The sequence below is a fragment of the Citrobacter sp. GW821-FHT02E08 genome (assembly GCF_059421685.1).
Map to the genome: position 1 here is coordinate 44,182 of NZ_JBWKVL010000016.1, position 25,193 is coordinate 69,374.

A 25,193-nucleotide genomic window follows, 5' to 3' on the forward strand; every position below is an offset into this window, starting at 1 on the left:
CTGGCGCGGGGAACACGTCGATAAGCTCCGCGCGGTTACGCTGGCTTACGGTTTATCCCCGCTGGCGCGGGGAACACAGAGGCTGAGGTTATCCCCCCCTCCCCGGTACCGGTTTATCCCCGCTGGCGCGGGGAACAGGTTATTTTCCGATTGAGGCGGCCTAATAGTCACGGTTTATCCCCGCTGGCGCGGGGAACACGAAAATAAAGATCCAAATATTCCAATTGCACACGGTTTATCCCCGCTGGCGCGGGGAACACATGATAACCAGAAAAAAGCCATCATTCCGTGACGGTTTATCCCCGCTGGCGCGGGGAACACGTCGATAAGCTCCGCGCGGTTACGCTGGCTTACGGTTTATCCCCGCTGGCGCGGGGAACACCAGCAGGGAGAGCCAGCGCATGTTGGCATGGACGGTTTATCCCCGCTGGCGCGGGGAACACACGCTGTCTGCCCTTCTCCGTGCATCCAGATACGGTTTATCCCCGCTGGCGCGGGGAACACGATTCCATCACTGTACCGATGGCCACCAGTGTCGGTTTATCCCCGCTGGCGCGGGGAACACCGCGACGGTTACAATCACCTCTGCAATGGATGCGGTTTATCCCCGCTGGCGCGGGGAACACCAGCGTCAGGCGGCTCAGGGGTAATCTGTGGCCGGTTTATCCCCGCTGGCGCGGGGAACACCGGTACTCGCGTTTCAGCTGAGCAGTCTCTGGCGGTTTATCCCCGCTGGCGCGGGGAACACATCAGGTAATTGTACTGGTATGCGCCATCATCCGGTTTATCCCCGCTGGCGCGGGGAACACCAATCTACCATTCACACGGGAAGCGATTAAATCGGTTTATCCCCGCTGGCGCGGGGAACACGATTGGGATGCCGTCATCGTTGCGCACTCAAGCGGTTTATCCCCGCTGGCGCGGGGAACACAAGTACAGGACGCGCGTCACTCGTTTGATAACCGGTTTATCCCCGCTGGCGCGGGGAACACGACCTCGGCAAACTTCATCAGCTGGTTCAACCCGGTTTATCCCCGCTGGCGCGGGGAACACTGCAAGCCAGTCTGAAAACCTCGTAGTTATCGCGGTTTATCCCCGCTGGCGCGGGGAACACTCATTCCCGCCCCTTAGACGCTTATGCGTGAGCGGTTTATCCCCGCTGGCGCGGGGAACACAGTGATTGCAGAGAAAAATTAACGTCGTATGCCGGTTTATCCCCGCTGGCGCGGGGAACACATGATCCCACTGTCCGTAAATAGTTTTGCTTACGGTTTATCCCCGCTGGCGCGGGGAACACGGAAGAACTCCCGACATTCCTCGTGTGAGTTCAGGTTTATCCCCGCTGGCGCGGGGAACACAGCGTGAATGTGGACGCACTCCCCGCAGTAAGCGGTTTATCCCCGCTGGCGCGGGGAACACCCCTGCTTTGCCTGGCACTTGGCGGAGCAATGCGGTTTATCCCCGCTGGCGCGGGGAACACAGAGGATATGGCGGATGAACGGTGTCGAATATCGGTTTATCCCCGCTGGCGCGGGGAACACTAGCCCTGAATATTTGTAAACACCATTTCACTCGGTTTATCCCCGCTGGCGCGGGGAACACTCTTGAACTATGTAACTGATTTCAAATAGCTTTATCTACATAAAAATTCCACCAACTTTTCCTTGTTTTTAAAGAACAGTAACCTATTGATTTTCAACAGGGTAAAATGCCACTAGCCTTAAACCATCCAGGTCTACCGGCATGCGCCTGTTTTCACCCCATGTTTGAAAATCAAATCCTGATTCGTTATTCACCGCCCAGGCCATAACGATATTACCGGTCTGGGCTAGTTCGGTTATCTGCAACCAAATCATTTCACGAACTTTGCGAGAAACCTCTCCCACATAAACACCCGATCTCACTTCGAGTAACCAGACCGCGAGACGCCCCCTCAAGCGCGGTGGGACATTTTCGGTAACAACGACAAGCATACTCATGGTTCTACCCCCGATGCCCCGCATCCCCAATAGAAACAGGTTCAGGTATCGCTGGAGGCTGAGCATCTTCAAACGGTTTTGGTAACGCGATCTCCCCGGCAGCCAGAACCTCTTCTATCAATGGGATTAATCGCGCCAGCGTTTTTTGACTACGAAAAACATCACGGCAGGCCAGACGTACTTCCTTATCCGGGTTGAGAGGTGTTTGTGCCGCTATCTCAAAGGCAAGGGGAACAACGCCCTCAAATTTCACAATATCCGCAATATCGTAAACAAATGAGAGTGGTTTACCTGAATGGACAAAACCAATGGCGGGTGCATAACCCGCTGCCAGAATAGCCGCCTCGGTGATGCCATAAAGACAGGCTGTAGCAGCACTTATGCACTGATTTACCACATCACCTTTTTCCCAGTCTTTTGGGTCATAGCGACGGCCATTCCACTTCACACCGTAACGTTTCGCCAATAAAACATAAGTCTGGCGAACGCGTGCACCTTCAATTCCCCGTAATTGCTCAACAGAACGCCTGCTGGGTGCTGGCTCACCAAAACGCAATTCAAACATTTTGCGCACAACTTTAAGACGCAAATCTTCATCCAGCGCCAGTTTTGCCTGGTACAGTAATCTGTCCGATCGCGCACCACCCGGCTGACCACTGGCATACATTCGCACCCCGGCTTCCCCTACCCAAACAAGCAAGGTTCCGGTTGTTGCGGCCAGACGCACCGCGGAATGCGAAATTCGGGTGCCCGGTTCAAGCATAATGCAGGCTATCGACCCCACGGGAATATGTGTACGTATGCCTGTTTTATCGATAAGGACAAAAGCGCCGTCAATGACATCAATCTGACCATACTGAAGGAAGATCATCGACGTACGATCTTTTAAAGGGATGGGTGATAAGGGGATGTAGCTCATCTTACCCCCGACGAATCAGCATCAACCCACACCCCATCGCTTTGCTTTTACCCAGCCCGTTTTTCAGTGTCTGCATAAAAAGTGAAGCATTTGTCACGGTCAGGTTTCCGGCAAAATCCACGGCGGTGAACGTTACAGGGCGCTCGCCTGACTTACGGGCAAAACACTGGCGCTGCTGACCCACCACGTTTACTTCCAGCGGATCAATCGCAAAGCCCCCTCTTTCACCCTGTGCCTTTAACCACACAATGGCGGCTTCACGTTGCCTGGCGGCAAATTCGCCAGGGTCTACCCCTTGTAATTTGGCCTGATATTTTGCATCCATTAATACATCGCTTCGCTTACCATTACGCGTCACGACTGGATTGGCCCGTAAAGCGAAAACCAGTGTCATGCCATCCACCAGTTGCGGAGTGAATGGTTTCGTGCTGATAGAAAAAAGAGCATCTTCCGTAACAGGAGCAACATCCGAGAGCAGATAAAACCGCTCTCCTTGCGGCGTGGATTCATGGCGGAATAAAAACGGTCTTTCATTCTGCTGTGTGAAGAGTTGCCATAACCATTGATGGCTGGCATAAGGCCTGGAAACTTGCCATTTGTGCATCATGGCAGAAGGCAATTTCGTCAGGTCAAGTGAGACGCGGGAAAGGAACATTAGCCCTCCTCCGTAAGATAGCCAGAATGTTGTACGCGGGTCGTAAATTGCCAACGGCGCCGGCTGAGAGGTTGATCACTGCGCTGATGCGTGGCGAATTCTGATACGCCCTCATGCTCACCCTCCCAGACGCAAAATAACTGCGCGGAACTGATAGCGGCCAGTTCTTCACAATGAAAGCCGTAGCTTTCGTCTGTGTAAGCCCGATGAAACACCGCAGCCAGCGTTCCCTCGATAATCTGCGGATTTAATGGCAATGCTGGCGGGCAAGATTTCCGTCCCAAATACAGCGGAAATACGGGTGCCAATAGCGAGCTTGCCAGCACATCAAGCGTGAACGGTGCTTCAGGTGTTTCCCGCACGGCTATGTGATAACAGGCATCGCATCGGTATTCCCGTGAAGTCAGCATTGTTTCTGGTTCATCTGACGAAAGAATCAGTTCATCGCGACGTGTAGAGTAGCGGCGTTTGCGATTCTCTTTGGGCACCTGAACGGTATGGTAATCACGCACCCATTGCTCACGCGGTGAAAGTGGTCTGACCGCAAAATGATAGTGCTGATTAAAAACCTGAAGTTGCGGCTCATCTTCTCGCCTGATACCCAACGCAGCCGCCAGCAACCCAAGCAGTGCAGAGCGACTGGGTATAGCCGAGGTGTGGCGAACTTCCCCCACTGCGGCCTCTCCCCAGGAAACTAACGGCGCATAAAGTTGAAAGATCAGATATCGGGACATCATCACTCCTTACTGGCTGACAAAGTTCAGCAATTCCTGAAGGGTGCCATCGCCCGATTCCACATTCATTTCATACCGTTGTTCATCAGCCTGCTGCCCATACGCGCGAGTAAATTTCTGCTGTTGCTGCTGTAAGCGCGTTATCGCCTGAGCATGCTGGTCTTCGCCACGCACGGGGTTAAAAAATGCGACAGATAATGCACGCGGTTGCTGTGTTCCCTTTTCAGCCAGAACATAGGAGGCCCATGCGCGTGAAGCGAAGCTATTTTGTTTGCCACCCGGCGAAACGGTTAACGCTGTCTCAGTCAATGCGCGGAGGGTTCGCTGGACCAGTTCTTCGTTACCGTTTAGATTTTCCAGCAATAAATCGCGGCTAATGCAGATGTAGCTATAGAAAAGCGCCGATGCGAAGCCCTGCTCTCCCATATGGGCTGAACCTGAAGTCTCACTGCCGTTAAGGTCGTCTACGGCCGTAAAGAAATCCTCCTCAACGGTGACAGCACTTACCCCTAAGGCGTGTGCAACCTGGCAGGCCGCTTCTACATTGAACTCTGGTTTGGATGCCAGCATGCGGCCAAATAGCGCAATATCTACTGCCTGTGCATTAGCGCGCAGCAGTTTTAATTCTTCATCATTTGGTTCGCGTTTTTCGGCAATGATCAATGCAACCAGGTTATCAATCGCTTGATACTCTTCCGGGCTGATATGTACTAATTGTTCGATGTCGTACTTAGCATGAGGATCTTTAGCATTTTTCTCGTCTTTCTTCGGTGCACCAAATTGCTTAGCAATGGCTAATGCTGAAGAGTCGGCCAATTTACCCAACCCCGCATTATCGAGCTTAACAAATATCTCTCTTCCCAGGCGGCGAGTGCGGGTGCCGATATGCCCACTTAGCGCATCTTCAAAAACCTCCGACGTGCGCCAGGCGCGTTTCAGGCTTTGCGACGAAACACGCAAACGCTCAACGCCGCCCATAATGGCGGTTTTAGGGCGCCCCGTGTCGTCACGGTTTAAATTTGATGGAGCATAAGCGGTAAGAATGTGAAGCTGAATAAACGTTGTCATGATGATTATTCCATTAATTTTTAACTATTATTTTTCTGTCGCCAGCAAGTACTCACTAGCCCAGCGCACACTGAAACGGTTAAACGGGTTACTGTCGACAGGCATATTTTCTTCTCGCTGCTGCCATTCACGCATCCACAGAAGAATACCGTCGGCTAACGAAACGATATTGACGCCGTTATCGCCCCGTAACTTCACCGCCCGGGTGAGCTGGCTGCACAATTCGGCGGGTGTCCTGACGGCCAGCAGGCGATCAAAACGCAAGCGTGAAAGACAAGTCGAACCGTTGATTTGTTCGCCAAGCTGGCGAGCAAAGCTCGTTTTTGGCTCATCCTTTCGTGCGTGGGCGACAACATAAGCCACGATTGCCAGCGCGAAGGTATCACTCTGTTGTAAGCGTGCGGCTGCGAAAAGCGACTGATTAAGTTGAAAAAATGCGGCTGTGGTTAAGGCACCAAAAGGTTGGGCAGAGCGGCGTAATTCCGCACGCCAGGCGCGGCCATTTGTCGCAACACCCTGATGCTGATTATTGCGTTCCTGTAAAAAATCAAACCAGCGGCGCAGCACTTTAGCCGCCGCCGGGTCAGTGAGGATTGTGGGTTTTGCGGTATCAACTTCAAACATCCTGTTTCTCCTCGTACTCATGCGTTAACTGCAACAACTCTTTTAAACACTTCTGTTTGATGAAATTTTTATGAAGGTTAAGGCGGGCGCGCAGAATTCGTGCGAGGTCTGCAACCTCATCAGGGTTGGTAAAAGCACGCTCATCAAATGCCCGGAACAGATAATCACGCAGCGAAATCTGCCACTGATATAACGCTTCGCGTGCTTCAGGGAATGTGGCTGACGGATATTGATTGAGACACTTCCACAATGTGCTGAAATCGGCTTCGGTTTGCTGCCAGAACGCAATATCAATGAAGCTGAAGTCTCCTTTCGCTTCTTTTGGGGTTGCGAACCACGCCTCTTTTAGTGCGAAGCGCAATAGAGGCAGACTACCGGTGGCAAGCTCCACGGCATGTTGCAGCAGATTTTTCAATTCATCCTGATGCGCCTGGGGCAATGTGGACAGCGCCAGACGGTGTTCATACCAGCATCGCGCTTTGGCGTTATCCATGTCATAACCAAAACACCACAGATGAGTCAGTTTCTGTTTAGTATTTGCGCTAACCACTTTGGCGGGAAACGTGCTGTTAAGCTTTTCCTCAGACTCAATGACTAAGCCCAGCCAGTCTTTGTAAGCCAGCCCACCAGGCTGCCCTTTCAACGGGATCATTGGCGCGCTGGCATCTTTTGCCGCACGACGATAAGGCGAGAGCGGATGAACCCATGTGTCGTACTGCACACCGTAGTTTTTACTGCGCATTCTGGTCAGCAAACCTTCATGCATTTCCCCGCATAAATCGCACTCACCAGGCTGCGTGTGGCTAAAATCAATCTCAAGACGACGTGGCATCCCCCAGTAAGCCTGAAGGGGATGGGCATTATCTGGTGTCACAATATTTTTCGGCGTTTCACTGCTGCGGGTGGGGGCAAGCCAGGGGAAAATCAGCGGTAGTTGCTCTTTTTGCCAGACATCACGCGTGGGCATGACATTTAGCCACAGCGTTCTCCACAGCGCTTCGTCCGGTTTGCGCGGCACGAGCAGTGTCGTCATCGGCCCACCGCCGCGCATACTGGTGCGAAATCCGGCCCCAGCCGCAGGAGAATTCGTCTGCACGGTATACAAGGCCATCGCGGCACAGTGAGGGCAAAATTGCTGGTAAGCGTTTCGTTTTACAAAATGATCTTTATTGAGCTTGAGCGTGTTTCCACCTGGCGCGTCCACCAGCAAACCCGATATCGACGATGGCTCAACGGGCAGAGCATCAAAGTCCTGCAAAAAAGCCGGTTTTTGCGGGCCAAAATGAAATGCTTCAGCCACCCGTTCCAGAGCCTCACTCCAGCGCTCCGGTTCGATACTGTCTTCCCAGATATCATCCCACGCTTCTTCATCTCGCGGCGGTATCGTGGTCTGTATCAGGCCAATCAACAATTGATAAGCGGCTCCCTGGAAATCCGCCCGTGGCCAGGCCAGTTCAAGAATGTCGTTATCGAATAGCTGCCGTGGTGATATTTTCCTGCGCTGCCCGGCACGGTCGATAACGGGTAGCCAGGCGTCAACAATCAGTGAAAACATATGTTCTCCTGCATAAATCTCCCTTTTATTTATCTGCCTGGTTCAGCAGACCTGATTCATAACTATAAAACTCAGACGCCTTTCCCCTTTCCAGCAGCGCTACCTGCGCCAGTGGATTGCGGATTTTCAACCGCAACTGTTCCAGCGCGTCGCCCTCCAGATGCGGGATATGGGCCGCCATTTTTCGCCATAGTGTTTCACGAACAGACAACCGGCTTTGCTCCCAGGCATGATCTTCTCCTTCGGCATAGGGCTCACCGTCTTGCCAGGCGAGATAGAGATCAACAGTGGCATCGCTCAAACGTGTCGCGAGTTCAACATCATCCCAGGGATAATCACTGGCAATCCGCGAGTAGCCATCATCACGCCGAAGCAGTGTTTGTGCGGCAGCCCCGCTGGCACTTAGATTTTTGCCATAGGCCTGGTCGCTTGCCCGCTCCAGGCCTGGCGGGGCAGAAACGCATTCCTGATAAACCGTTTCGACTAACTCACGGGCATCTTCCGGCATCCTGATGGCACCTTTTTCCCGTAAAATGTGCTGCGTACGCCACAGGCAAGCGTGGTCGGCATAGACAAAACCGGTTCCTGGAATCGTTTCCGTTAACCAGTCAGATTGGGGGGCGTCCTGCCAGGCAGGGGCAAAAATATGCAGTACGGGGGGAATACGCGTCCCGCGCTGATGCCGTTGTAAACGACCCGCGCGCTGGATCAGTAAATCGACCGGTGCCAGGTCGCTAATCATAATGTCGAGGTCAATATCCAGGCTTTGCTCAATAACCTGGGTGGCGATAAGCACCTTGCCCTGCCTGCCAGCAGAAGTGCTCTCTTTGCCAAAACGGCGCAATGCCTGGGTTTCAATTTCCATCCGGTCAATAAAAGCAAAGCGACTATGAAAAAGCAGCAAATCCTCTGCCGGAATGGTTCCACGCTCCTTCAGTTGACGATAAACTTCCGTTGCTTCATCCACCGTATTTCGAATCCAGCAAATACACTGTCCGGCGCTTACAGCACTCTCAATCAGTTCAACGGCCAGCTGTGCCTGGGTTAGCCACGCGATACTGACTTCACGGGCAACCTCCGGACGTGTAGCGGTAAAGCTTTCATGAAGACCTTGAGTGGTCAGCAAAGAAAACCAGGGGTATTGCGCATCCGGATTTGGAGTCGGTAATTTGCCCCCCGTCCCTTTTTGGAATGCCTGCAGTAATTTGCTACGTAGCGAGTAAGGCAATGTCGCACTGAGGATTATCGCGCTACCGCCCTGAGCGGCATGGAATTCAAGTAATCCTTCGAGCAGGCGTACCATGTAGCTGTCATAGGCATGAACCTCATCTAAAATCAGCAGCTTGCCAAAAAGCCCAAGCAATCTCAGCGACTGATGTTTAAACGGCATTGAAGCCATCAATAGCTGGTCGAGTGTGCCAACGCCGACTTCAGCGAGCAGAGATTTTTTCCGTGAATCGGCAAACCAGATATTACAAGCGCTGCTCGCGGCACTTTCGTCTGCCGCATATTGATGCTGCCCGTTGTTTTCTTCGCTCCACAATGAGTGATTAAACGCATCAGACATATGGCGAGCACCATGTGCTAAAACCAGCGAAGGCATGCTGCTTTTTATAAACAACGCCCTATAGGCCAAAGAAAGGCGGTGAAACATCGCGTTTGATGTCGCCATTGTGGGAAGCCCTACGTACAGGCTGTCGCCCTTCCCGGCAGACATCAGGCGATGGGCCAGAATCAGTGCGGCTTCCGTTTTCCCTGCTCCGGTAACATCTTCAAGAACCAGCAGTTGCGGGCCTGGTACTGAAATATCTACCTCTAAAGCCTTTTGCTGAAGCGGTGTTAAGTGTTCGATAAAAGGGAATAAGGCCCGGTATGAGTGAAAGTCCTGGATAGCTGAAGGAGTGGGCAACTGTTGCAATACCTGCTGCGCCTGGTTCTGGGCTTGTTGCCAATACTCAGTCAGGGGAAAGATGTCACTCACCAGAGGAAAGTGAGACTGATTTGAACCCAGCCAGTCGGCCAGCACCGTCAATCCGGCCAGCAGCCAACTCTGCTGCTTTAACTTTTCCCGCCAGGTTTTGTCAGCAAAACATTCAGGTAAGGTATCTATACCAAGCAGGAGTGACAGATCGGTTAGCCAGTTTTCAGCGGCCTCTTTATCTTCTGACGTAAATGCCAGAGACCCTTTCACATTCTCTTTTGGCGGTTTTCCGTGGTGCCCTGTCGCGATACTAAACCAGCAATGCAACGCATAACCGGATTGCCGCTGATAACTGAAAGGTATTGCGTTGCAAACCACTTCTTTCCAGCGAGGTTCCAGGTAATCTTTCCACAACCAGTAACCCAGTGAATCATGACGTTCGCAATACGCTTTACCACTCACTGCCGGGACTAATAAAGGATGCACCTCGCTTGATAACTGCTGGAAACCACGGGCAAATTTTCCGAGATCATGAGCGCCGAGCACCCATGCAAACCAACGTGCAGCGTCGTCACGAGCAAATCCAAGTTCGGCAAAAATATCTGCCGCATGAAAATGGTTATTCATCACCATCTGCCAGCCGCATGCTGCAACATCCAGACTGTGCCAGGGTAATAAATGATAAGGAGAGCTATCGACGTCGCCTTTACGGCGCGTTTTTCCCCAATAGTTGAAGTAGCCAGGTCGCTGATTCATCCATGATTACCAAACAAATGTATAGGCGACCAATAAAACGTAGATGGACTTTTTAATGTGTGATTTCAGTCCGTTATTTATCCACGGAAAAATTCAATTACATAATTAATAGTAACTTGAAAAATTTTCACTACGCAGATTGAGAATGATCGCCCCCCTGAAAACACGTCCAATCTGAATCGCCACGGGGTTAGCTGATATAGCCGCGCTGACGCATCAGTTCGCGGCGCAGGTCCGGGTGACCTCTGCGGAGACTGCACGGATGGCGCGATACTGAAACCAGTGATAGTACGGGATAACGCATCGTCAGGCTGTTTTACAGCAGTAAGTGCATTCATCAAAATCAATCCTCTCAGAAAGTCTTCAGGAGACAGGGCTGTGCATTTCGCCGCCATAAATTAAAAATATCTACATTTTTGAGAAATGGGCATATAGCGCTCAAATTGTTTGAATTTTGTGACGTAGGTGTAAAAAACGAGCGGGAAAAAGGAGCAAAAAACGCGGTTTTCTGTCGATGCAAAGGCAATAGCGTGATAAGCCTCACGGAAAAATCAGAAAAACAATAACAAAAACGTGACATATCCTTACAAATTTTAACAAATCACGACAGCGAGACTGTACGGCCTTCTGGCGCTCCTCTATACCTTGATCCGTGTTACCTGCGACACATCAACAACACAGAGAAAAACGTATGGAACAGACTTCTGGCAAGAAAAGTGAAGAAATTCATAGCGATACAAAACCGCAATTTAACCGCTCCATCGGACTCATCTCTAACTTTTCGCTCGGGTTCACCTACCTCTCGCCGCTAACGGCGGTCTATTCCCTGTTTGCGCTGGCGGTGACGCTGGCGGGGCCACCGGCAGTCTGGTGGATCCCGATCGTGGCCTGCGGGCAACTTCTTGTGGCGCTGGTGTTTGGTGAAGTGGCCTCGCAATACCCGATTACCGGGGGGCTTTACCCGTGGGCACGTCGCCTGTGGGGCAAAAAATATGCGTGGATCGCCGCCTGGATTTATCTGTGGGCGTTGGTCGTGACCATCACCTCGGTAGCGGAATATACCGCCACCTTCGTCGGCTCGCTGTTCGGTTTTGCGATCTCGGCAGGCAACATGCTGATCACCTCGGTGGTGCTGTTACTGCTGATGATGGCGGTGAACATGTCGGGCACCAAAAACCTCGCGCGGGTCGCCCGTATTGGCTTCTGGTGTGAAATCGTCAGCGTTATTGCGCTGGGGATTTATCTACTGTTGTTCCACCGCGCGCAGCCGTTCTCGGTGCTGTTTGACTCCATGGGCGTGCTGGCGAAAGACGGCAGCTACCAGCCCGCGTTTATGGCGGCGGCGCTGATCGGCCTGTTCATGTTCTTCGGTTTTGAAGCCTGCGGCAACGTGGCGGAAGAGGTGAAAAACCCGAGCAAAAAAATCCCAATTGCGATGATCCTGAGCATCGTGTTTGGCGCCCTTTCGGCGATGGTGTCGATCCTCGGCTACCTGCTGGCGTCGCCGAACCTGATGAACATCGTCAACGGCAAAATCACCGATCCGATCCCAGCGATCCTCAACGAAGCCCTCGGTGAAACCGGTGCCACGGTGTTTATCATCATCGCGGTGATTGCCATGTTGTCGTGCATTTTGTCGCTGCAGGCTGCTTTAAGCCGCCTGATTTTCTCCTTCTCCCGCGACCAGATGCTACCGGGTAGCACCTGGATGTCGAAGCTGTCGAAAAACAGCGTGCCGGACAACGCGATGATCGTCAGCTGTCTGCTGCCGGTGACCATCTGCGTGTGGGTCTATTTCCAGCCAGACAACCTCGCGCGCATCACCGCCTTTGCGGTTATCGGTATCTATATCTCCTTCCAGATGGTGGTACTGGCTGCCCTGCGCCAGCGCCTGAAAGGCTGGAAACCTGCCGGGGAGTGGAGCGTGGGCGGCTGGGGAATGCTGGTTAACGTGATGGCGCTGGCCTATGGCCTGTGCGGGATCTGGCTGCTGGCGCAACCTGCCGAGAGCAGCAGTTTTATCGACCGCTGGACGGTGCTGGTTGGGCTGGCGGTGGTGGTGGTGTCCGGGCTGATGTACATGGCGCTGGCGCGACCGTTCGGGCGTTCAAACGCACCGGAAGACGATGCCATTGAACATGCGAAACGACTGAACGCAGAACAATCTCTGTAACTAACTCAGAACATAACAACGATCACTGATGGAGTCGGCTATGCAACACAACTTATTGATAAATGGCGAACTGGTGGTGGGTGAAGGTGAACTGCAGCCCGTGTATAACCCGGCAACCGGCGAGGTGCTGGTGGAGATTGCCGAAGCCACGCCTGCTCAGGTGGATGCCGCCGTGCAGGCTGCCGATCGTGCGTTCCAGCAGTGGGGGCAGACTACGCCAAAAGCGCGTGCCGAGTGCCTGCTGAGGCTGGCTGATGTGATTGAACAGAATGCCGAAACTTTTGCCAGAATTGAATCGCTGAACTGCGGCAAACCGCTGCACTGCGTGCTTAACGATGAAATCCCGGCCATCGCCGATGTGTTCCGCTTTTTCGCCGGTGCAACCCGTTGTCTGAACGGCCTGGCCGCCGGGGAGTACATGGAAGGTCACACCTCGATGATCCGCCGCGATCCGGTGGGGGTGGTGGCGTCGATCGCCCCGTGGAACTACCCGTTGATGATGGCGGCCTGGAAGCTGGGTCCGGCGCTGGCGGCGGGCAACTGCGTGGTGATCAAACCCTCGGAAATCACTCCACTTACGGCTCTGAAACTGGCCGAACTGGCGAAAGATATCTTCCCTGCCGGGGTGGTGAACGTGCTGTTTGGTCGCGGTAAAACCGTAGGTGACCCGCTGACGGGCCACGAAAAAGTGCGCATGGTATCGCTGACCGGCTCCATCGCCACTGGCGAGCACATTATTTCCCACACCGCGCCGTCGATTAAGCGCACCCATATGGAGCTGGGCGGTAAAGCGCCGGTGATCGTCTTTAACGATGCAGATATTGATGCAGTGGTGGAGGGGGTGCGCACCTTTGGCTTCTACAATGCCGGGCAGGACTGCACCGCCGCCTGCCGGATCTACGCCCAGAAAGAGGTTTATAACACCCTGGTCGAAAAACTGGGTGTCGCCGTGGCCAGCCTGAAAATGGGCGCCCCGGACGATGAAACCACCGAGCTTGGCCCGGTGAGTTCCGCTGCCCACCTGGCGCGCGTCAGCGAGGCGGTGGAGCGCGCCAAAGCGCAGCCGCACATTCGGGTAGTGACCGGTGGTAACAAGGCTGGCGGCAAAGGCTACTACTACCAGCCAACTCTGCTGGCCGGGGCGAAGCAGGGCGATGAAATTATCCAGCGCGAGGTGTTTGGCCCGGTGGTGAGTGTCACTGTGTTCGACGACGAAGAGCAGGTGCTATCGTGGGCCAACGATTCCCAGTACGGACTGGCGTCATCGGTCTGGACCCAGGATGTGGGTCGTGCCCATCGTCTCAGCGCCCGCCTGCAGTACGGTTGCACCTGGGTGAATACCCACTTTATGCTGGTCAGCGAAATGCCGCACGGCGGGCAGAAGCTCTCTGGGTACGGCAAGGATATGTCAATGTACGGGCTGGAAGATTACACCGTGGTGCGTCATGTGATGATTAAGCACGGATAACAGCTATGTGGCTGCAATAGTCGATTATATTGCAGCCACTGCTTTATGAAGTGGCAAGCCATCAGCCGCGACTCCCGCGCAATCATGGGCTAATTCCAGTAATTGTCTTTTAATTGTTTTGGCATCTACCGCCATATCTACCGTAGCAAAATGGATCTTATGTCCCTGAGTGACAACATACTCATTGAGCATAAAGCCAACGGCGGGATGAAGCAGAAGGCCAGCGGCATTGAGCGAAAGTGGATCCGCCTTGCTGCCGACATTCAGGGCGATATGCGCCCAACCAACAAACTCCGGTGCGACGGTACCGCGGCCAGAAACACCGCAAAACAGATGACGCCAATCAGCAGTACCACGCGGCGAGGGATGGCAAAGGCCGGGCCGTAATGGCCCACGGCAGCAGCCCTTTCGGGCTGAATGCCAGCATCAATACCATGCTGAGGGTGATGTAGTGGCACACTGAATTTGGCCTGACCTGCTCCCCGTTGAACTCATAGCACGTAGCAGACAGGCTCGGGGCCAGCCTTGTTGCGTGCAGTAATACCCTCTCAGGCAGATAAGCACCGGAAGATGCCACAGCCGTGGCCGAGAAGCGCAGCCAGCTAACGGTGATGCATCATACTCACCAGCGGGCTCTACGTGAAACAGGACGATGGAATGGGATTCAACCTTGTGCCGTGGCGGTGTGTCCTGGAAAATCGGGCGGTAGCGTGTGCAAACCGTTCTTTACGGTCAGTCAATATTTGACCGATCGTTAAAATATGGATATGTTTATGCCGAATAACAACTACCTGGCATTCAATTATTTCGACATTCTTATGAGCGGAAGACCTAGAAAATTCGACGACAGCGCAGTTATCAAGGCGGCAATGGACGTGTTTTGGTCGAACGGCTACGACGGTGCTTCCGCCGAGGAGCTGTGCGAACGAACGGGCCTGGGACGCGGCAGCCTCTACAATGCATTTGGCAACAAGCAGAAGCTCTATGAGATAGCCTTGCGCCGTTACCAGGAGCAAGGCCTTCAGGCGCAAGCGGACATCCTCAATGGTCCTGGTTCCGTCAAAGAGCGTTTGCTTGCTCTGATGCGCTGGGGCATCGAGGACGATTTGGGCCCAAACAGAGGTCGGGGCTGTATGGCCCTGTTTGCCGTGCTCGACCGTGCTGGCAAAGATCCGGTCGTTGCCGAGATCAGCCGTGTGTATGTGTTCAAGCTGGAGCAGGTGTTGTGCCATCTGTTTACAGTTGGACAGCGCAATGGCGAAGTGTCCTCAGAGTCCTCAGCATTGGAGTTATCGCGAGCCTTTCTAAGCAGCTATTACGGCCTGCGTGTGCTGGGCCAGTCCATGCCGGATCGCGAGTTTCTTGAAGATGTGATAAAGGGTACGCTGGCCAGGTTCTAAGCAGGCGGCGAATACTCAAAAAGGCCTTTTGGCCTTTTATTTTAACCAATATTGGAATGAACGTTAAAAAAATGGAGTTCTGCATGCCACTAGTCATCTACATCCTTGGATTGACGATTTTTTCGTTGACCACCTCCGAGTTCATGGTCGCTGGCATGATGCCATCGCTGACCATTGCCTTTGATGTGTCGGTTACGCAAGTTGGTTACCTGATTTCCGTGTATGCGCTTGGCATGGTGGTAGGTGGCCCACTGCTGACGGCTGGCCTGCTGCGGCTACGCATGCCGAACAAGACAGCCTTGTTGTTGTTGCTGGGTCTGTATGCGGTGGCGCAATCGGTCGCTGCCGTGACCGACAGCTATGCCGTCATGACCGTGGCACGTTTCTTCACTGGTGTGACTGCATCGGCGTGCTTTGGCGCTGCGCTGTCCATCTGCGCCGATACTGTGGCTGAGGATATGCGCGGACGGGCAGCGTCCATCGTACTGGGCGGTTTGATGCTGGCGGCAGCGCTGGGTGTGCCTGTGGCCACATTGATTGACCAGCACATGGGCTGGCGCGCCAGCTTCTGGCTAGTGGCAATCCTGACCGTGGTGTGCGCGCTGGTCATCGGGGTGCGGGTTCCACGCTCCCCATCATCGACCGCCATCAGCCTGGGGGCTGAGTTGCGCGAGTTCAGGAACTGGAACCTGTGGGCTGCCTATGCTACCAGTGCGCTGATTGTCGGCGCCACCTTTGCAGCCTTCAGCTATTTCACCCCCATCCTGACCGAAGTGTCCGGCTTCTCTGCCGCGATGATCCCCTGGCTGCTTGGTAGCTACGGTGTTGCCAACATCGTGGGCAATGCTGTAGTCGGACGCTATGCGGACAAGCACACATTTCCTGTCATGGCCTGGGGTTTGTCACTTTTAGCGGCTGCGCTGGTGGTCTTTGCGCTGTTGGCGCATATCCCCATTGTCAGTGTTGCCATGGCGCTGGCGGTCGGTTTGGTCGGTGTTACGATGAACCCTGCAATGGTGGCTCGCGTGATGAGGGCGGCCCAGGCTGGGCCGATGGTCAATACCGTGCATAACTCGGTGATCAATATCGGTTTGGGAATGGGCGCATGGCTTGGAGGGCTGGGAATCGACGCTGGATATGGATTGAGATCACCGCTGTGGGTAGGAGTGCTGCTTGCAGTACTGGGATTGCTCAGTCTTGTACCGTATATGCACAAGAAGCGTCGGTTTCATCCTCGTCAGGTATGAGTAGAGCAAGGTCATCTACAGTCTTTGTTCCACAGTGACGTATTCATGCCCAAATCTCCTGCAATGTGGGAGATTTGGGTATGGTTGTCCCTCAAGAGAGCGTGCAAGCTACGTCCGCAGTTGGCACTCAACGGATATATTAACTTTGGTGGCTGGTGGCTGGTGGCTGGTGGCTGGTGGCTGGTCAGGACTACAGGCATACATTGCGGATGCTTACATGACTGGTTGGTATTCAGAGGAGAGTGGATTTTTGATGGATAACTGCTTGATTTCATGGTGCCGATAATAGGAGTCGAACCTACGACCTTCGCATTACGAATGCGCTGCTCTACCAACTGAGCTATATCGGCCCTGATAAGGACATGTCCACAAGTGCGAACACGGGGTAGAAGGTTAAAACTAACCGGGCGATGCGTCAATGGCCTTGCGAATCAAACGCCTATTTTTGCATCACCCGGTGTCAATTATGCACGAATAGTGTCGTCACCAATGCCAATCCACTTGTAAGTGGTCAGTGCTTCCAATCCCATCGGGCCACGTGCGTGCAATTTTTGCGTGCTCACAGCCACTTCTGCACCGAGACCAAACTGGCCGCCATCGGTAAAGCGTGTCGAGGCGTTAACGTACACAGCTGATGAATCCACTTCGTTTACGAAACGATCGGCGTTGCGCAGCGTACGCGTCAAAATGGCGTCGGAGTGTTGAGTGCCGTGCTCACGAATATGGGCAATGGCATCATCAAGGTTAGTCACGATTTTGACATTCAGATCCAGCGACAAAAACTCGTCGTCGTACTCTTGCGCTTTCACCGCTACCACGTTCGCCGGTCCCGCGTTCAGCAATGCCAGCGCCACGGGGTCAGCGTGCAGCGTAACGCCACTCTCCGCCATCTGTTTGCTCAGTGCAGGCAGAAAACGCTCTGCGATATCCTGATGCACCAGCAGCGTTTCCACCGTGTTACAGGTGCTCGGGCGCTGGGTCTTGGCATTGACGATGATATTTAGCGCCGGAGCAATCTCTGCGCTGTCATCAACATAGATATGGCATACGCCAATTCCGCCCGTGATCACCGGGATCGTAGCGTGCTCGCGGCACAGTTTGTGCAACCCGGCGCCGCCGCGCGGGATCAGCATGTCGATATATTTGTCCATGCGCAGCATTTCGTTCACCAGCGCACGATCCGGGCTGTCGATCGCCTGTACGGCGGCTTCTGGTAGACCGCAGGCTTTTAATGCCTGCTGGATCACGCGTACCGTTGCCGCATTGGTGCGATACGTCTCTTTCCCGCCGCGCAAAATCGCGGCGTTGCCTGTTTTCAGGCACAGAGACGCAACATCAACGGTGACGTTAGGACGCGCTTCGTAAATGACGCCAATGACGCCCAGCGGTACACGACGGCGCTCCAGACGCAGGCCGCTGTCGAGTAATCCACCGTCGATCACCTGTCCGACCGGATCGGCCAAATTACAGACCTGGCGAACGTCATCGGCAATCGCTTTCAGCCGTGCAGGCGTCAGCGCCAGACGGTCCAGCATCGCCTCGCTCAAACCGTTAGCGCGCGCTTCGGCTACATCCTGCGCATTTGCGTTCAGGATAGTGTCAGTTTGTGCTTCCAGCTCATCGGCTATTTTTTCCAGCACGCGGTTTTTTTCACGGCTGGAAAGCAACGCCAGCTTATACGACGCTGCTTTGGCAGCAATACCCATTTGTTCCAGCATACGTCGCTCCTTAGCGGGTGATCATGTCATCGCGATGGACGGCAACCGGGCCATATTCATAGCCAAGAATAGCGTCAATCTGTTGAGAGTGGTGACCCGCGATACGGCGTAGCGCATCGCTGTTATAGCGGCTAACGCCATGGGCGATATCACGCCCTTCCAGATTGCAGATGCGGATCACTTCACCACGCGAGAAGTTACCTGTCACGCTTTTAATACCTTTTGGCAATAACGAGCTACCGCGTTCCAGAATCGCCGAGGAGGCGCCTTCATCAACGGTAATTTCACCGGCGGGCGGCGCACCGAAGATCCAGCGCTTACGGTTCTCCAGTGGTGAGGCCTGTGCGTGGAAACGTGTACCGACGGAAACACCTTCCATCACATCACCAATGACACCCGGTTTGCTGCCTGCGGCAATGATCGTGTCAATACCTGCGCGGCAGGCTACATCCGCCGCCTGTAGCTTCGTTCCCATACCGCCAGTCCCAAGACCAGAAACGCTGTCTCCGGCGATAGAACGCAGCGCGTCATCAATACCGTAAACGTCCTTGATTAACTCAGCTTGCGGGTTGGTGCGCGGATCGGCGGTGAACAGTCCCTGCTGATCGGTCAGCAGCAGCAGTTTATCAGCACCGGCCAGAATCGCCGCCAGCGCAGAAAGATTGTCATTGTCGCCGACTTTAATTTCCGCGGTCGCAACCGCATCGTTCTCATTAATGACAGGGACGATGTGGTTGTCCAACAACGCACGAAGCGTGTCACGGGCGTTAAGAAAACGCTCCCGATCTTCCATATCTGCACGCGTCAGCAGCATCTGCCCGACATGAATGCCATAAATAGAAAATAGCTGTTCCCAAAGCTGGATCAGACGACTCTGCCCTACCGCTGCCAGCAGCTGTTTAGACGCAATGGTCGCCGGAAGCTCTGGATAACCAAGATGCTCACGCCCGGCGGCAATCGCCCCCGAGGTAACGATAACAATACGATGCCCCGCGGCATGTAGCTGCGCACATTGGCGAACAAGTTCAACGATATGGGCACGGTTCAGGCGGCGCGATCCGCCTGTTAGCACACTGGTGCCAAGTTTTACCACCAGCGTCTGACTGTCACTCATGATTCTCTGCCGTTCAAAGTGGGAAAAATGATATCAAACGAACGTTTTAGCAGGACTGGCGGCGGTTGCCAATAACCAGCGTACAAAGCATGAGACTTTGTTGAGCAGGATCAGCAAGCGTAGCGGCAATTTTTGACGTTTTTATTACTGTAATAATAAATCACCCTTTTTTAAAAATAGTCTTAATTTGTCATAAAACCTTCACTGCCAAACGTTAAAAATCCTCCTGTTTTTTTAACGGGGATCGCACCCAGCAAATTTTAGCGCGTTATTTAAATCAGGAATGAAAATGAAAAAGAGCTCTCTGGCATTAATGGTGATGGGTATTGTTGCATCAGCATCTGTACACGCAGCGGAAGTCTATAACAAAGACGGAAATAAACTGGATGTGTATGGCAAAGTGAAAGCAATGCACTATATGAGCGACAATGACAGTAAAGACGGCGACCAAAGTTATGTGCGTTTTGGGTTTAAAGGTGAAACGCAAATTAATGACCAGTTGACCGGTTATGGTCGCTGGGAAGCGGAATTTGCCGCCAACAAAGCAGAGAGCGATTCATCACAACAAAAAACGCGTCTGGCCTTCGCAGGTTTGAAATTAAATAATATGGGCTCCTTTGATTACGGTCGTAATTTGGGCGCGCTGTATGATGTCGAAGCCTGGACCGATATGTTCCCGGAGTTTGGCGGCGACTCTTCCGCACAGACCGATAACTTTATGACCAAGCGCGCCAGCGGTCTGGCGACGTACAGAAATACAGACTTCTTCGGCGTTGTCGACGGCCTTGATATCACACTGCAATATCAGGGTAAAAACGAAGACCGTGATGTGAAAAAACAGAACGGAGACGGTTTTGGCACCTCTCTGACCTATGATTTCGGCGACAGTGATTTCGCCATCAGCGGCGCGTATACCAACTCTGACCGGACTAATGAGCAAAATCTGCAAAGCCGGGGCACCGGTGATAAAGCGGAAGCCTGGGCGACCGGCTTAAAATATGATGCTAACGATATTTATCTGGCGACCTTCTATTCCGAAACCCGCAATATGACCCCCATTTCGGGTGGTTTTGCGAATAAGACACAAAACTTTGAAGCCGTGGCCCAGTATCAATTTGACTTTGGTCTGCGCCCGTCGCTGGGGTATGTCCTGTCAAAGGGTAAAGATATTGAAGGTATAGGCGATGAAGATCTGGTGAATTATATTGATGTCGCTGCGACATATTACTTCAACAAAAATATGTCCGCATTTGTTGATTATAAAATCAACCAACTGGACAGCGACAATAAGCTCGCGATCAACAACGATGATATCGTTGCTGTGGGGATGACCTACCAATTCTGATGCGTTGACCGGATGGCTTCACGAAGCCATCCGGTAAAATATCTATTACGCGGATAATTTAACCGGCTCTTTAAAGTTCTCAGCAGGCTCCAGCGCCAGATTTAAAGACTTCAGCAACTCACGCAATTTTTCATGAAACTCGCGTAAGGTGTATTCCAGTCGGTCTACAACCTCAGTCTCTTTTATGGGGACGGCGGTCCAGTTACCGTCTTTGTCAAACAGACCAAACTGGTAGCTGTAGGTAAAGCGCTTCTCTTGCGCTTCCAGTTCCATCCACCATCCCCAAAACTCACGCTTTTCAGGCGCAGGCTTCACGTTGACGCAAACTGCCAGACAATCGAAAAAAAATCGATTATCTTCGCACTGCCCTTCACGGATGTAAGGGCCGAGCGCGGTAAATTTCTTAATCAACCTACTTCTCGGGTGTCCACTCGGTAACGTCATTGCGATCTCCTTAGGTGAAGCAACTGTTTTACCAAATCGATAAAATTTAGCAATCTCTTAACACAATCTCTGATTGATCCACTCAGCAATTTCTTTCAGAGCTTTGTCAAAATTGCGATACACCGGATTAAACGGGATCTCCATCAACTTACCGTCCGAAGATGAAGATGTGATTAAGCGCGACTCCTCTTCCGGGCTAAACGGATCGTTTTTCCAGAAGCCCGATAACATCGGCGTAGGACAACGTCTGCCCAACAATCCCTGAACCTTCAGAGAGTAGCGATTCAGTTCGACCCGCAGCGCCTCATCGGACGCATCGTGCATCCCCAGACGGCTGGCCAGAACGTCAAGATACATTTCGGGTACTGCCCCCTGCCGTTGCGGATCGCTTAACAGCGCATGTACCACTGGCCCCAGACACGCCACCGCTTTCAATCGAGGCGCTTCGAGATAGGCCAGACGTACCGCGACGTTAGCGCCAAAGCGAAAACCAAATGCCGCCACGCGGGTATGATCCACCCAGGCAACGTCAGGCAACGCTCTCAGGACATGCTGATGCAATTGACTGGAGTCTTGCGTCAATTTCCATTTTGAGGAGAAGCCAACCGACGGCATATCCAGCGTCAACATGGCGATACCGCGCGGCGCGAAATAGCGCTCATACAGCGTGTAATAGTCGGTTTGCAGTGAATCAAGGCCCCCGCACATTAACACCGTTGGGAACGGGCCTTCGCCTTTTGGCATATGCAAAAAACCGGTAATCGGCGCGCCGCCGGGCACGGAAAATTCTATTTCACGTAATGTACCGGGTAATCGTTGCGCCGCCTCTTCGTAGGCACGGTTCGCCAGAGTCTGTGCCTGCTCCGCCAGATCGTCGCCTTTCAAATGCGGATAGGCGGCAATGCTGTATAAGGTGGCTGCATGTAACCAGTGGCGGCCGCTGAGTTGCGCGTCTTGCTCCTGGCTGGCCTTCTGCTGCCACTCCATGGCCTGTTTTGCCCATTCATAGATCCAGTTACCGCCACGATAGCCAATGACCGTGTCGTACAACTCTTTGTCTGTCCGCTCGGCCTCACTCATGACAATGCGGGCCTGCACTTCAAGGATTTCACGGGGGTCGACACCGCGCCAGATCCACATCAGACGGTTAACCATGCGATACCAGTGTGGAATGGTTTTACCATCCAGCGTGGACTGCACAGGCGATGACGTTCCGTTATTGAATCGACGGACAAGCGTGGACGTTTCAGGGTGTTTGAAGCGGGGTTTAAACAGGGTTTCGCTGAGGTTAGCCTGTGACATTCGTGCAGCCTCCATAGGTACTTACTGAGGCCTATTGTAACGCGTGTGTGAGTAAAAAGAACAACGCCCGGCATAACCGGGCGTTGAAAATTTCAGAGATTAGCGACCGGAAATCGGCGGAATGAACACGACGCCCATATCCCACGGTTGCTCAATCCAGGTATCCTGAGGAATATCAACAACATAATCGTTCACCAGCGGACGACCAGCCGGTTTCGCGAAGATGGTGACAAAATGTGCCTTAGGATACATTTCACGGATCGCCACGGCGGTGCCGCCGGTATCGACCAGGTCATCGATCACGATGAAACCTTCGCCGTCGCCTTCCGCACGTTTCACCACTTTCAGCTCGCGCTGGTTGTCGTGGTCATAGCTGGAAATGCAAACGGTATCGACATGGCGAATACCCAACTCACGTGCCAACAATGCGCCCGGTACCAGACCACCACGGCTAACGGCAATAATGCCTTTCCATTGTTCAGAAGGCAGCAGGCGGCTTGCCAGTTTGCGTGCGTGAATCTGCAACATGTCCCAGGTGACGACGTATTTTTCGCTCATGTGAAGTGTCCCAGCCTGTGTATCTACGGCTTAAAAAGTGTTCGAGGGGGAAATAGGTTGCGCGAGATTATAGAGATCTGACGCGCTAAAAACCAGTGTTTAGCGGAATCCGCCCCTCTTTTACGTGCTTTCTACTACCCGCCGCCGGATAAAGTGGTATTCTCAATTGCATCTCGCAAGCCTGACTTGTGGTGTTTTATATTCTGCTAACCCTGTGGCCTGCAAGAAAGTTTCGCAGGACATCGCCAAGGAGACTCATCGTGTCTGAACTGTCTCAATTATCTCCACAACCGTTGTGGGATATTTTTGCAAAAATTTGTTCAATTCCTCATCCTTCTTATCATGAAGAACAACTCGCTGAGCACATTGTCGGCTGGGCAAACGAGAAAGGTTTCCACGTAGAGCGCGACCAGGTCGGGAATATCCTGATTCGCAAACCTGCTACCGCAGGTATGGAAAACCGCAAGCCGGTCGTCCTGCAGGCGCATCTCGATATGGTGCCGCAGAAAAACAACGACACCGTACACGACTTCGCCAAAGATCCTATCCAGCCGTATATCGACGGCGAATGGGTGAAAGCGCGCGGCACGACGCTTGGGGCAGATAACGGCATTGGTATGGCGTCCGCTCTGGCGGTGCTCGCTGACGATAGCGTCGTTCACGGCCCGCTGGAAGTGCTGCTGACCATGACCGAAGAAGCGGGTATGGATGGCGCATTTGGCCTCCAGGCAAATTGGCTGCAGGCAGACATTCTGATCAACACCGACTCCGAAGAAGAAGGTGAGATCTACATGGGATGTGCCGGTGGTATCGACTTCACCTCTAACCTGCCACTGACCCGTGAAGCGGTTCCCGCAGGTTTCGAAAGCTTCAAACTGACCCTGAAAGGGCTGAAAGGCGGCCACTCTGGCGGCGAAATCCACGTCGGTTTGGGTAATGCCAACAAACTGCTGGTTCGTTTCCTGGCGGGCCATGCTGAAGAGTTAGATCTGCGCCTGGTGGATTTCAACGGCGGTACTCTGCGTAACGCTATCCCGCGTGAAGCCTTTGCTACCGTTGCCGTTGCCGCTGATAAAGTCGACGCCCTGAAAGCCCTGGCGAACACTTATCAGGAAATCCTGAAAAACGAACTGGCGGCAAAAGAGAAAAATCTGGTTGTTCTGCTGGATGCCGTTGCCAACGAGAAAGCGGCGTTGACCACATCCTCTCGCGATGACTTCATCCGCCTGTTGAACGCCACGCCAAACGGCGTGATCCGTAATTCCGACGTGGCGAAAGGCGTCGTCGAAACCTCCCTGAACGTGGGTGTGGTCACCATGACCGACGACAACGTGGAAATCCACTGTCTGATCCGCTCGCTGATCGACAGCGGTAAAGACTACGTGGTGAGCATGCTGGATTCTCTGGGCAAGCTGGCTGGCGCGAAAACGCAGGCGAAAGGCGGTTACCCAGGCTGGCAGCCGGATGCCAACTCCCCGGTCATGCACCTCGTGCGTGAAACCTATCAGCGTCTGTTTAACAAGACGCCGAACATCCAGATCATCCACGCCGGTCTGGAATGCGGTCTGTTTAAGAAGCCGTACCCGGAGATGGACATGGTTTCTATTGGGCCGACCATTACCGGTCCGCACTCCCCGGATGAACAGGTTCATATCGAAAGCGTAGGCCATTACTGGACCCTGCTGACTGAACTGCTGAAAGCAATTCCGGCCAAATAAGTTGCTCTCCTGCCCGGTAGGTTCAGCTTACCGGGCAATTTTCACATCTCGGCTTTTCGCATAACGAAATTGGTAAAAACCGCCCCTCTCGCCTCAACCTGTTGCTCTTTGACGACCTGATAACCTTGCCCAAGAAAAAAGGGTCTTGCGGTGATGCTGGCTTCGACCCAAAAAGCCGTGTCAGGATGCCGTTGTTCCAGATGGTGAAGCAGGCTGGTCGCCACCCCCAGGCGTTGTGCACTCGGCAAGACAAATAGCAGGTCTATGTAATCCTGTCTGGCCGTGAGAAACCCCACAATTCTCTGTCGGCAAACCGCCACCAGCCCCTCCGATTGCCGCAGTTTCCGGTGCCAGACAATTTCATCAATTTGCGCCCACGCGGCGATCTGTTCCGGCGAGTAATCCTGACTGGCTCCCTCTCTGATAGCACTGAGAAAAATCTCGCACAGCGCATCGAAATCATCAGGTTGATATTCCCGAATGTATACGTCCATC

At 53.2% G+C, this 25,193-nt stretch carries 21 protein-coding genes, 1 tRNA gene and 1 CRISPR repeat array; of the genes, 7 read left to right on the plus strand and 15 right to left on the minus strand.

Annotation, left to right across the window (positions count from 1 at the left end; genetic code table 11):
• Nucleotides 1–48: 48 nt before the first annotated feature.
• A CRISPR array of direct repeats spans nucleotides 49–1,602; the repeat unit is 29 nt; unit sequence CGGTTTATCCCCGCTGGCGCGGGGAACAC.
• A gap of 83 nt (nucleotides 1,603–1,685) precedes the next feature.
• From cas2e to cas3, 8 genes are read right to left on the minus strand one after another with little or no spacing between them, the layout of a single operon-like run.
• Nucleotides 1,686–1,979 carry a type I-E CRISPR-associated endoribonuclease Cas2e gene (gene cas2e / locus AC07UY_RS18190; RefSeq protein WP_494661082.1) on the minus strand — a complete coding sequence of 98 codons (294 nt, stop codon included), beginning with the start codon at nucleotides 1,977–1,979 and terminating at the stop codon, nucleotides 1,686–1,688.
• Between the two features lie 4 nt (nucleotides 1,980–1,983).
• Nucleotides 1,984–2,898, minus strand: a complete 915-nt coding sequence (cas1e, locus tag AC07UY_RS18195; RefSeq protein WP_494701694.1) for a type I-E CRISPR-associated endonuclease Cas1e — start codon at nucleotides 2,896–2,898, stop codon at nucleotides 1,984–1,986.
• A gap of 1 nt (nucleotide 2,899) precedes the next feature.
• Complete coding sequence (cas6e, locus tag AC07UY_RS18200) at nucleotides 2,900–3,553, minus strand: type I-E CRISPR-associated protein Cas6/Cse3/CasE (RefSeq protein WP_494661084.1); 654 nt, start codon at nucleotides 3,551–3,553, stop codon at nucleotides 2,900–2,902.
• Nucleotides 3,553–4,287 (minus strand): type I-E CRISPR-associated protein Cas5/CasD, encoded by a 735-nt coding sequence (gene cas5e / locus AC07UY_RS18205; RefSeq protein WP_494661127.1) that lies wholly within the window; start codon nucleotides 4,285–4,287, stop codon nucleotides 3,553–3,555. The genes cas6e and cas5e overlap by 1 nt, the downstream gene beginning before the upstream one ends.
• Nucleotides 4,288–4,296: 9 nt before the next feature.
• On the minus strand, nucleotides 4,297–5,355 hold the full coding sequence (cas7e, locus tag AC07UY_RS18210; protein ID WP_494701693.1) for a type I-E CRISPR-associated protein Cas7/Cse4/CasC: 1,059 nt from the start codon (nucleotides 5,353–5,355) through the stop codon (nucleotides 4,297–4,299).
• A gap of 27 nt (nucleotides 5,356–5,382) precedes the next feature.
• The gene (gene casB, locus AC07UY_RS18215) at nucleotides 5,383–5,979 is read right to left on the minus strand and encodes a type I-E CRISPR-associated protein Cse2/CasB (RefSeq protein WP_494701692.1); all 597 of its coding nucleotides are present in this window, start codon (nucleotides 5,977–5,979) and stop codon (nucleotides 5,383–5,385) included.
• Nucleotides 5,972–7,534: a type I-E CRISPR-associated protein Cse1/CasA gene (gene casA / locus AC07UY_RS18220; RefSeq protein ID WP_494701691.1), complete on the minus strand. Its 1,563-nt coding sequence runs from the start codon at nucleotides 7,532–7,534 to the stop codon at nucleotides 5,972–5,974. Before casA ends, casB begins: the two co-directional genes overlap by 8 nt.
• A gap of 25 nt (nucleotides 7,535–7,559) precedes the next feature.
• On the minus strand, nucleotides 7,560–10,211 hold the full coding sequence (gene cas3 / locus AC07UY_RS18225; RefSeq protein ID WP_494701690.1) for a CRISPR-associated helicase Cas3': 2,652 nt from the start codon (nucleotides 10,209–10,211) through the stop codon (nucleotides 7,560–7,562).
• A gap of 691 nt (nucleotides 10,212–10,902) precedes the next feature.
• Here cas3 and AC07UY_RS18230 point away from each other — a divergent pair.
• The 5 genes from AC07UY_RS18230 to AC07UY_RS18250 all read left to right on the plus strand — a co-directional run bounded on the left by AC07UY_RS18230 (nucleotide 10,903) and on the right by AC07UY_RS18250 (nucleotide 16,499).
• Nucleotides 10,903–12,384, plus strand: coding sequence for an APC family permease (locus AC07UY_RS18230; protein WP_494701689.1), 1,482 nt, complete (start codon nucleotides 10,903–10,905; stop codon nucleotides 12,382–12,384).
• Nucleotides 12,385–12,424: 40 nt separating this feature from the next.
• Nucleotides 12,425–13,852 carry an aminobutyraldehyde dehydrogenase gene (gene patD / locus AC07UY_RS18235; RefSeq protein ID WP_494701688.1) on the plus strand — a complete coding sequence of 476 codons (1,428 nt, stop codon included), beginning with the start codon at nucleotides 12,425–12,427 and terminating at the stop codon, nucleotides 13,850–13,852.
• Between the two features lie 159 nt (nucleotides 13,853–14,011).
• Nucleotides 14,012–14,239 carry a hypothetical protein gene (locus AC07UY_RS18240; RefSeq protein ID WP_494661091.1) on the plus strand — a complete coding sequence of 76 codons (228 nt, stop codon included), beginning with the start codon at nucleotides 14,012–14,014 and terminating at the stop codon, nucleotides 14,237–14,239.
• A gap of 386 nt (nucleotides 14,240–14,625) precedes the next feature.
• Complete coding sequence (locus AC07UY_RS18245) at nucleotides 14,626–15,252, plus strand: TetR/AcrR family transcriptional regulator (protein ID WP_494661092.1); 627 nt, start codon at nucleotides 14,626–14,628, stop codon at nucleotides 15,250–15,252.
• A gap of 83 nt (nucleotides 15,253–15,335) precedes the next feature.
• Nucleotides 15,336–16,499 carry an MFS transporter gene (locus AC07UY_RS18250; protein WP_494701687.1) on the plus strand — a complete coding sequence of 388 codons (1,164 nt, stop codon included), beginning with the start codon at nucleotides 15,336–15,338 and terminating at the stop codon, nucleotides 16,497–16,499.
• Between the two features lie 274 nt (nucleotides 16,500–16,773).
• On the opposite strand, the gene AC07UY_RS18255 is transcribed toward AC07UY_RS18250, so the two are convergent.
• From AC07UY_RS18255 to proB, 3 genes are all read right to left on the minus strand, one after another.
• Nucleotides 16,774–16,849: transfer RNA gene (locus tag AC07UY_RS18255), tRNA-Thr, on the minus strand.
• A gap of 114 nt (nucleotides 16,850–16,963) precedes the next feature.
• Nucleotides 16,964–18,217, minus strand: coding sequence for a glutamate-5-semialdehyde dehydrogenase (gene proA / locus AC07UY_RS18260; RefSeq protein WP_494701686.1), 1,254 nt, complete (start codon nucleotides 18,215–18,217; stop codon nucleotides 16,964–16,966).
• A gap of 10 nt (nucleotides 18,218–18,227) precedes the next feature.
• Nucleotides 18,228–19,331: a glutamate 5-kinase gene (gene proB / locus AC07UY_RS18265; protein WP_203358815.1), complete on the minus strand. Its 1,104-nt coding sequence runs from the start codon at nucleotides 19,329–19,331 to the stop codon at nucleotides 18,228–18,230.
• A gap of 289 nt (nucleotides 19,332–19,620) precedes the next feature.
• Between proB and phoE the strand changes: the two genes are divergently transcribed.
• The gene (gene phoE, locus AC07UY_RS18270; protein WP_494701685.1) at nucleotides 19,621–20,676 is read left to right on the plus strand and encodes a phosphoporin PhoE; all 1,056 of its coding nucleotides are present in this window, start codon (nucleotides 19,621–19,623) and stop codon (nucleotides 20,674–20,676) included.
• Between the two features lie 45 nt (nucleotides 20,677–20,721).
• Here phoE and crl read toward each other — a convergent pair whose 3' ends face one another.
• The 3 genes from crl to gpt form a co-directional block, all read right to left on the minus strand.
• Nucleotides 20,722–21,120: a sigma factor-binding protein Crl gene (gene crl / locus AC07UY_RS18275; RefSeq protein ID WP_490468527.1), complete on the minus strand. Its 399-nt coding sequence runs from the start codon at nucleotides 21,118–21,120 to the stop codon at nucleotides 20,722–20,724.
• Between the two features lie 57 nt (nucleotides 21,121–21,177).
• Nucleotides 21,178–22,422: an esterase FrsA gene (frsA, locus tag AC07UY_RS18280; protein WP_494701684.1), complete on the minus strand. Its 1,245-nt coding sequence runs from the start codon at nucleotides 22,420–22,422 to the stop codon at nucleotides 21,178–21,180.
• Between the two features lie 99 nt (nucleotides 22,423–22,521).
• Nucleotides 22,522–22,980: a xanthine phosphoribosyltransferase gene (gene gpt / locus AC07UY_RS18285; RefSeq protein ID WP_203358818.1), complete on the minus strand. Its 459-nt coding sequence runs from the start codon at nucleotides 22,978–22,980 to the stop codon at nucleotides 22,522–22,524.
• 260 nt (nucleotides 22,981–23,240) lie between these two features.
• Here gpt and pepD point away from each other — a divergent pair, with 260 nt between their 5' ends.
• On the plus strand, nucleotides 23,241–24,698 hold the full coding sequence (gene pepD, locus AC07UY_RS18290; protein WP_494661100.1) for a cytosol nonspecific dipeptidase: 1,458 nt from the start codon (nucleotides 23,241–23,243) through the stop codon (nucleotides 24,696–24,698).
• A 41-nt stretch (nucleotides 24,699–24,739) separates the two neighbouring features.
• On the opposite strand, the gene AC07UY_RS18295 is transcribed toward pepD, so the two are convergent.
• Entirely contained in the window at nucleotides 24,740–25,192 is a 453-nt protein-coding gene (locus tag AC07UY_RS18295) for a GNAT family N-acetyltransferase (RefSeq protein WP_494661128.1), read from the minus strand.
• Nucleotide 25,193 lies beyond the last annotated feature (1 nt).

What these genes read in the sequence shown, in the direction of transcription:
- cas2e (WP_494661082.1), bottom strand. Translation starts at nt 1,979, where the DNA reads ATGAGTATGCTTGTCGTTGTTACCGAAAATGTCCCACCGCGCTTGAGG.
- cas1e (WP_494701694.1), bottom strand. Translation starts at nt 2,898, where the DNA reads ATGAGCTACATCCCCTTATCACCCATCCCTTTAAAAGATCGTACGTCG.
- cas6e (WP_494661084.1), bottom strand. Translation starts at nt 3,553, where the DNA reads ATGTTCCTTTCCCGCGTCTCACTTGACCTGACGAAATTGCCTTCTGCC.
- cas5e (WP_494661127.1), bottom strand. Translation starts at nt 4,287, where the DNA reads ATGTCCCGATATCTGATCTTTCAACTTTATGCGCCGTTAGTTTCCTGG.
- cas7e (WP_494701693.1), bottom strand. Translation starts at nt 5,355, where the DNA reads ATGACAACGTTTATTCAGCTTCACATTCTTACCGCTTATGCTCCATCA.
- casB (WP_494701692.1), bottom strand. Translation starts at nt 5,979, where the DNA reads ATGTTTGAAGTTGATACCGCAAAACCCACAATCCTCACTGACCCGGCG.
- casA (WP_494701691.1), bottom strand. Translation starts at nt 7,534, where the DNA reads ATGTTTTCACTGATTGTTGACGCCTGGCTACCCGTTATCGACCGTGCC.
- cas3 (WP_494701690.1), bottom strand. Translation starts at nt 10,211, where the DNA reads ATGAATCAGCGACCTGGCTACTTCAACTATTGGGGAAAAACGCGCCGT.
- AC07UY_RS18230 (WP_494701689.1), top strand. Translation starts at nt 10,903, where the DNA reads ATGGAACAGACTTCTGGCAAGAAAAGTGAAGAAATTCATAGCGATACA.
- patD (WP_494701688.1), top strand. Translation starts at nt 12,425, where the DNA reads ATGCAACACAACTTATTGATAAATGGCGAACTGGTGGTGGGTGAAGGT.
- AC07UY_RS18240 (WP_494661091.1), top strand. Translation starts at nt 14,012, where the DNA reads ATGTCCCTGAGTGACAACATACTCATTGAGCATAAAGCCAACGGCGGG.
- AC07UY_RS18245 (WP_494661092.1), top strand. Translation starts at nt 14,626, where the DNA reads ATGCCGAATAACAACTACCTGGCATTCAATTATTTCGACATTCTTATG.
- AC07UY_RS18250 (WP_494701687.1), top strand. Translation starts at nt 15,336, where the DNA reads ATGCCACTAGTCATCTACATCCTTGGATTGACGATTTTTTCGTTGACC.
- proA (WP_494701686.1), bottom strand. Translation starts at nt 18,217, where the DNA reads ATGCTGGAACAAATGGGTATTGCTGCCAAAGCAGCGTCGTATAAGCTG.
- proB (WP_203358815.1), bottom strand. Translation starts at nt 19,331, where the DNA reads ATGAGTGACAGTCAGACGCTGGTGGTAAAACTTGGCACCAGTGTGCTA.
- phoE (WP_494701685.1), top strand. Translation starts at nt 19,621, where the DNA reads ATGAAAAAGAGCTCTCTGGCATTAATGGTGATGGGTATTGTTGCATCA.
- crl (WP_490468527.1), bottom strand. Translation starts at nt 21,120, where the DNA reads ATGACGTTACCGAGTGGACACCCGAGAAGTAGGTTGATTAAGAAATTT.
- frsA (WP_494701684.1), bottom strand. Translation starts at nt 22,422, where the DNA reads ATGTCACAGGCTAACCTCAGCGAAACCCTGTTTAAACCCCGCTTCAAA.
- gpt (WP_203358818.1), bottom strand. Translation starts at nt 22,980, where the DNA reads ATGAGCGAAAAATACGTCGTCACCTGGGACATGTTGCAGATTCACGCA.
- AC07UY_RS18295 (WP_494661128.1), bottom strand. Translation starts at nt 25,192, where the DNA reads ATGGACGTATACATTCGGGAATATCAACCTGATGATTTCGATGCGCTG.